Here is a 6826-nt window from a genome sequence, read left to right as displayed (position 1 = left end):
TCCTCCTCCGCCGCCGCCGAAGCCTGCCCCGGCCCCCGAGCCGATGCCGAGCTTTGCGCAGGACGATATCGACTCGTTGTTCGATACGCCCGTGTCGGCTCCCGAGCCGGACGAAGATGACGATGTTCTTGAACTGACCGAGGACATGGTGCTCGAAGAAGAGCCCGAACCCGAGCCTGAACCTGAACCGGCGTTCGATATCGACGATTTTGTCGTGGAACCGGAGCCTGAACCCGCTCCCGTGCCGGAGCCGGTCGCCTTTATTCCTCCGGTCGTGCCACCACCACCACCACCCCCTCCTCCGCCGCCGCCCCGGCCGCACCGTGAGCCCGAGGACGACGAATCGCTGATGTCGCCGCCCAATGTTGACCGTGGCGCAAGTCTGTTGTCTGACCTCGCCCGAGAGATCGTGCGGCAAAAGGCGTTCGGCCTGGGTAACAGCACCCTGACGGTCGAAGATTTGGTGCGTGACTTGCTGAGGCCGATCCTGAAGGAATGGTTGGATCAGAACCTGCCCTATATGATCGAGCGGATCGTCAAGAAAGAGATCGAACGGATGGTTAATCGTTCGGAAGATTTCTAGTATAAGTTTTGCGTGCACTGTCGGGCGGCCCAGTCAAACGGGCCGCCCATTTTCCTTTTCCACTCCATTGAAGCCGAGTCTGCTGCCATGCTGGACAAGACCTATCGTCCCGCCGAAGTCGAGCCGAAACATTATCAGCGCTGGGAGGAGGCTGGAGCCTTCGCCGCCGATGTCGATTCGAACCGGTCGCCCTATACCATCATGATGCCGCCGCCGAACGTGACCGGCAGCCTGCACATGGGGCATGCGCTGACCTTCACGCTTCAGGATGCGTTGATCCGCCATCGCCGCATGACCAACCGTGACGCCCTGTGGCAGCCGGGCACCGATCATGCCGGTATCGCCACTCAGATGGTGGTCGAGCGGCGGCTGGAGGCCGAGAACGTCTCTCGTCACGATCTTGGCCGCGATGCGTTTATCCAGCGCGTGTGGGAGTGGAAAGCGGAATCCGGCGGCACCATCACCAGCCAGTTGCGTCGCCTTGGCGCCTCGCCCGATTGGGCGCGCGAACGCTTCACCATGGACGAAGGGCTGTCGAAAGCGGTGCGCAAGGTGTTCGTCACGCTGCACCGCCAGGGACTGATCTACCGTGCCAAGCGTCTGGTCAATTGGGACCCCAAGCTGCACACCGCGATCTCGGACCTTGAAGTCGAGCAGCGCGAGATCAAGAGCCACATGTGGCACTTCAAATACCCGGTCGAGGGTATGCCCGATACCTTTATTACCGTTGCCACCACCCGGCCGGAAACGATGCTGGGCGATTCGGCGGTTGCGGTCCATCCCGACGACGAACGCTATACCGCCCTGGTCGGAAAAATGGTGCGGCTGCCGATCGTTGGCCGTCTGATCCCGATTGTTGCCGACGAATATTCCGACCCGACCAAGGGGACCGGCGCGGTCAAGATCACGCCCGCGCACGATTTCAACGATTTCCAGGTCGGTACCCGTCACGATCTGCCGCTGATCAATATCTTCGACCGCGACGCCCGCACCAATGACGCGGTGCCGGAGGGCTATCGCGGTCTCGATCGCTACGACGCCCGCAAGAAAGTGGTCGAGGAGATCGAGGCGCTGGGACTGCTCGACCGGATCGAGCCGCACACTCACATGGTTCCCTATGGCGATCGCTCCGGCGTCGTGATTGAACCGTGGTTGACCGATCAGTGGTTCGTCGATGCCGCCACTCTGGCCAAGCCGGCGATCGAGGCGGTCGAGACCGGCAAGACCCGCTTCGTTCCCAAACACTGGGAAAACACCTATTACGAGTGGATGCGCAACATCCAGCCGTGGTGCATCTCGCGTCAGATCTGGTGGGGCCATCAGGTTCCGGCGTGGTACGGCCCGGACGGAACCTTCTTTGTCGAAGAGACCGAGACCGAGGCTAAGGCTGCTGCTGCTGCCCATTATGGTCACGACGTCGATCTGGTTCGCGATACCGATGTGCTCGACACCTGGTTCTCGTCGGCGCTGTGGCCGTTCTCGACGCTTGGCTGGCCCGATCAGACCCCGGAACTGGCCCGCTATTATCCCGGCGATGTGCTGGTGACCGGCTTTGACATCATCTTCTTCTGGGTTGCCCGGATGATGATGATGGGGCTGCACTTCATGGGCGACGTGCCGTTCCGTGATATTTACATCCATGCCCTGGTCCGCGACGAAAAGGGCCAGAAGATGAGCAAGTCCAAGGGGAATATTATCGACCCCCTAGTGCTGATCGAGAAGTTCGGCTGTGATGCCTTGCGCTTTACCCTGGCCGCGCTGGCGGCGCAGGGGCGCGACGTCAAGCTGTCGGAAAGCCGGGTCGAGGGCTATCGCAACTTTGCGACCAAGCTGTGGAATGCCGCCCGCTTCTGCCAGATGAACGAATGTCACCCGGTCGCCGGGTTCGATCCGAAATCGGTCAAGGAAACCGTCAATCGCTGGATCGTCTCGAAGACCGCCGAGGCGTCGGACAAGGTCGGCACCGCGCTTGAGACCTATCGCTTCGATGCCGCCGCCTTGGGGGCGTATCATTTCGTCTGGGGTACCTTCTGCGACTGGTATCTGGAATTCGCCAAGCCGATCCTGTCCGGTGGCGACGAGGCGGCCCGCGCCGAAACCCGCGCCACTGCCGCCTGGGTTCTCGACCAGATCCTGCACATCCTTCATCCGCTGATGCCGTTCATCACCGAGGAATTGTGGCAGCAGATCGCGACTCGCAAGGGCGAATTGATGCTGTGCGCGTGGCCCGCCCTGGCCGGGTTGGAGGATGCTGCCGCCAATGCCGAAATGGATTGGGTGGTTCGGGTGGTTTCGACTGTCCGCACGGTCCGGTCAGAGATGAACGTGCCGCCCTCGGCCCAGGTCGATCTTCTGGTTGGCGGTCTGGCACCGGCCCGGTCTGGCTGGCTGTCCACTCATGGCGATCTGATCCGCCGTCTTGCGCGCTGCCGTTCGCTTGAGGCGATTGCGGTCGAGGCGCTGGACGGGCATCGCACCGGGGCCGCACAGATGGTGGTGGACGAGGCGACTCTGGTGATGCCGTTGGGCGACATCATCGACATCGCCAAGGAGCGCGCCCGTCTGGCCAAGGATCTGGCCCGGCTGGATGGCGATATTGCCAAGGTCGATAAGAAACTTGGCAATGCCGACTTCATTGCCCGTGCTCCCGAGGAGGTTGTGACGGAACAGCGTGAGCGTCGCGAGGAATGGGTGGCGTCGGCTGACCGTCTCCGTCAGGCGTTGGAGTATTTAGGCGGAGTCTAATCGCTTTTCCTCGGGAACGAGTCGCTCCGGTTCCGCCACTTGTGCTATCAAAGGTTGGATCACTGTTCCGTGGGGGAATAGTAAGCGGGCTGGGCATGGCGGAACTGGGCGAACGGTTCACCAGGGACTTGACGATCCGCTACATCGCGGTCCTTGCGGTGTTGGGCGTTCTGTCGCTGCTGTCGTTCGTGGGGCTGACCCGCAGCATCGCCAGCGCCGAAGGAGGGTTGGCTCAGGTCAGCCTGTCCGGCAATCAGCGAATGCTGGTCGAACGGATCGCCTTTGCCGCTAACCGTCTGGCGGTGGTATCGGCAACAGAGCGTCCGTTCGCCCTGACCCTGCTGACGGACAGCCTCGATCGGCTGGAAAGCCACAATCCGGTGCTGATCGAGGCAGCCCGAGCGCTGCCGTTATTGCCGGGACGCGATATTGCCGATGGTCCCGCCCGGCAGATCGGCCGCGATCTGGCGGCGTTTCTTGATCTGGGCCGGACCATGCAGGCCCGCGCTTCGGTGTTGGACCACGACGACCCCGATCTTGCCGTCCTGTCGGCGGCAGCGGCGGGGCCGCTGCTCGAAGCGCTTGACGATCTCAATCTTCGCTTCCGTCAGGCCAGCGAGAACCGGATGCGCGAGATGATGGTGCTGCAAGGTGCCACCTTGCTGGTATCGATGGCGGTTCTTCTGGTCTCGGCTTTTGGCGTGTTCCATCCGATGGTGGAGCGTCTGCGCGCCGACTTTACCGAGCGGATGAATGCTGAAAGCGAGCTGCGCGACAGCGAGGAACGGTTGCGCCGCATTCTGGAGGAAAGCCCGATCGGGGTGTCCGTGTCGCGACGCCGCGACGGGCGGATTGTCTTTGCCAATACCCGGTTTGCCGAAATCCTGGGGATTGCGCGAGAGCAATTCATCGGTGCTCCCGCCCGAGATAATTATGTCGATGAGACTCAACGCCGCGCCGTTCTGGCCGAATTGCGCCGCCATGGGCAGATCGACGGTGCCGAGGTTGAGTTTCGCCGCAAGGATGGCCGCCCGTTCTGGAGCCTTCTGACGATCCGTTCGACCGATTTCGAGCGCGAGCCGGTCAATCTCGCCTGGATTTACGACATCACCGAGCGTAAGGCCGCCGAACAGCAGATTTTCCTCGCCGCCAAGGTGCTCGACACCTTGAAGGAGGCGGTGATGATTTCCGATGCCGCCAACCGGATTGTCTTCGTCAATCCTGCATTTACCGCGATCACCGAATATTCCCGTAATGAGGTGGTTGGTAATTCGCCCTCGCTGTTGAGTTCGGGGCGGCACGATGCCGCTTTCTACGAAGAGATGTGGGACGAATTGCTGTCGAAGGGATCATGGTCGGGCGATATCTGGAACCGGCGCAAATCCGGCGAATTGTTCGCCGTCGGCTTGTCGATCGTCGTCATTCGCGAAAGCAATGGACTGATCAGCCACTATGTTGCCGTGTTCGCCGATATCACCCACCGCAAGGAGGATGAGGCCCGCGTTTGGCGGCAGGCCAATTATGACGCTCTGACCGGCTTGCCAAACCGCTCGTTGTTTCTCGATCGTCTGAGCCAGGGGGTGCAACAGGCTCGGCGGGACGGCAAGTCTTTCGCCGTGATGTTTCTCGACCTGGACGGCTTCAAGGCGGTTAATGACCGTCTGGGGCATGCTGCCGGCGACCTCTTGTTGCAATGCGCTTCCGAACGTCTGTCCGACTGTATGCGCGGCAGCGATACCCTGGCCCGGTTGGCAGGGGATGAGTTCGTTGTGATTTTGCACGGCGTTCGTGGACGTGACGAACCGGCTTTGGTCGCTCGCAAGCTGATCGAGCAGCTTAGTCTGCCCTATGATCTTGACGGCTCCCCCGCCGAGGTGCGCGGATCGATCGGCATCGCCCTCTATCCAGACGATGCCGAAGACGAGGCCGGCCTGATTGCCCGCGCCGATCAGGCGATGTATGCGGTCAAGCGGCGGGGCAAAAACAACTTTATGTTCGCCAGCGATCTTGAATCCGCCGTCCCGGCCGAGATGTCCTGACGCGCAAACATGACGCAGGGGGAGGGGGCCGCTTCCGTTAACCCTGCCTCGATATCTCCCGATCTTGCACTGAGTCAACCGTGGCGACCAGCCGCCCCACTGCATCCCGGAACATCTCGGGAGTCAGTCGTCCCGTATTGGTGTTGTAACGCGAGCAATGGTACGAATCGACCAGGATAAGCCCGTTGGGAAGAGAGTGGAGCGCGCCATGGGCGAACGGATATGCCGCGCGGCGTAGTCCCAGGGCGGACAAGGTCTGATCGTGTCCATGTCGTCCCAGTGCCAGCACTCCGGCCAGGGCGGGCATGGCTGCGATTTCGGCCACCAGGAAAGGACGGCAGGCGGCGAGTTCCGCCGGTAGCGGCTTATTGGCGGGGGGAACACAGCGGGCAGCGTTGGTTACGCGGCATCCGGTTAGGACAAAGCCGTCATCGACCCGCGCGGCATAGGTTCCACGCGCCAGTCCGAATGCGGCCAGGGTCGGGTAGAGCAGGTCTCCGGCATAATCGCCGGTGAAGGGGCGGCCGGTTCGGTTGGCTCCTCTCAGTCCGGGAGCAAGCCCGACCACCAAAATCCGCGCCGATAGATCGCCGAACGACGGAACCGGGGCGTTGTGCCAGTCGGGGTGAGCGGTTCGGCTGTCGGCCAGAAAGGCCGACAGCCGGGGACAGAGCGGGCAATCACGGCCCGGCGCGATAACGTTGCTAGTCATTGCTGAGGATAGATGGCCGGTCTTCGCGATAGGACGAGGCGCGAGCAATTTGGGATTCCAAATCCTGCAACTCGATGAAGGTGTCAGCCTGACGTCTCAGCTCGTCGGCAACCATCGGCGGCTGCGACCGGATCGTGCTGACGACGGTAACGCGGACGCCCTTACGCTGCACGGCTTCGACCAACCGCCGGAAATCGCCATCACCCGAGAACAGCACGACGTGATCAAGATGCGGAGCCATCTCCATCACGTCGATGGCCAGTTCGATATCCATGTTTCCCTTGATCTTGCGCCGTCCGGTGGCGTCGGTAAACTCCTTGGTCGGCTTGGTGACCATTGTAAACCCGTTATAGTCGAGCCAATCGACCAGCGGACGGATCGGCGAGTATTCCTGATCTTCCATCAGAGCTGTGTAGTAAAAGGCGCGGATTAGGCGGCCCTCTGATGCAAAAAGCTGCAAAAGCTTCTTGTAGTCAATATCAAAACCAAGTGAACGAGCGGCCGAATACAAATTCGAACCGTCAACAAACAGACCGATTCGCTCGGCTGCGTAAAAATGCATCATATATCTCTCGTATTTAAAGAAAGATCCCCGAAAAATTTTACGGAGAAATAACAGTTCTTAAAGTAAGCAGGGATGATGGCTTCCGCAAGGGGGGTGTTTGATGCCCATCCCGCCTTAGGACGAAAGTGAGGGGAGGCCGCGAAGCAGGAAGAGGTCTCGACATCCGGTGACCACGACTGTAA

5 protein-coding genes are annotated in these 6826 nt (G+C 61.0%); 3 read left to right on the top strand and 2 right to left on the bottom strand.

The window, feature by feature from the left end:
- From PHAMO_RS04330 to PHAMO_RS04320, 3 genes are all read left to right on the top strand, one after another.
- A partial coding sequence (locus PHAMO_RS04330; protein ID WP_040566188.1) for a DUF2497 domain-containing protein occupies positions 1-583 on the top strand: 583 nt, incomplete at its 5' end.
- 87 nt (positions 584-670) lie between these two features.
- Positions 671-3328, top strand: a complete 2658-nt coding sequence (locus PHAMO_RS04325) for a valine--tRNA ligase (protein ID WP_002726805.1) — start codon at positions 671-673, stop codon at positions 3326-3328.
- Positions 3329-3423: 95 nt separating this feature from the next.
- Positions 3424-5367 (top strand): diguanylate cyclase domain-containing protein, encoded by a 1944-nt coding sequence (locus PHAMO_RS04320; protein WP_002726803.1) that lies wholly within the window; start codon positions 3424-3426, stop codon positions 5365-5367.
- A 37-nt stretch (positions 5368-5404) separates the two neighbouring features.
- On the opposite strand, the gene PHAMO_RS04315 is transcribed toward PHAMO_RS04320, so the two are convergent.
- Positions 5405-6079: a uracil-DNA glycosylase gene (locus PHAMO_RS04315; protein WP_002726801.1), complete on the bottom strand. Its 675-nt coding sequence runs from the start codon at positions 6077-6079 to the stop codon at positions 5405-5407.
- Positions 6072-6641: a LabA-like NYN domain-containing protein gene (locus PHAMO_RS04310; RefSeq protein WP_002726800.1), complete on the bottom strand. Its 570-nt coding sequence runs from the start codon at positions 6639-6641 to the stop codon at positions 6072-6074. The genes PHAMO_RS04315 and PHAMO_RS04310 overlap by 8 nt, the downstream gene beginning before the upstream one ends.
- Positions 6642-6826 lie beyond the last annotated feature (185 nt).

Source organism: Magnetospirillum molischianum DSM 120, assembly GCF_000294655.1.
In the GTDB taxonomy this organism is placed as follows: Bacteria; Pseudomonadota; Alphaproteobacteria; order Rhodospirillales; family Magnetospirillaceae; genus Phaeospirillum; species Phaeospirillum molischianum.
The sequence above is the reverse complement of the archived record's forward strand: the minus strand, read 5'-3'. Positions and strand labels throughout refer to the sequence as shown.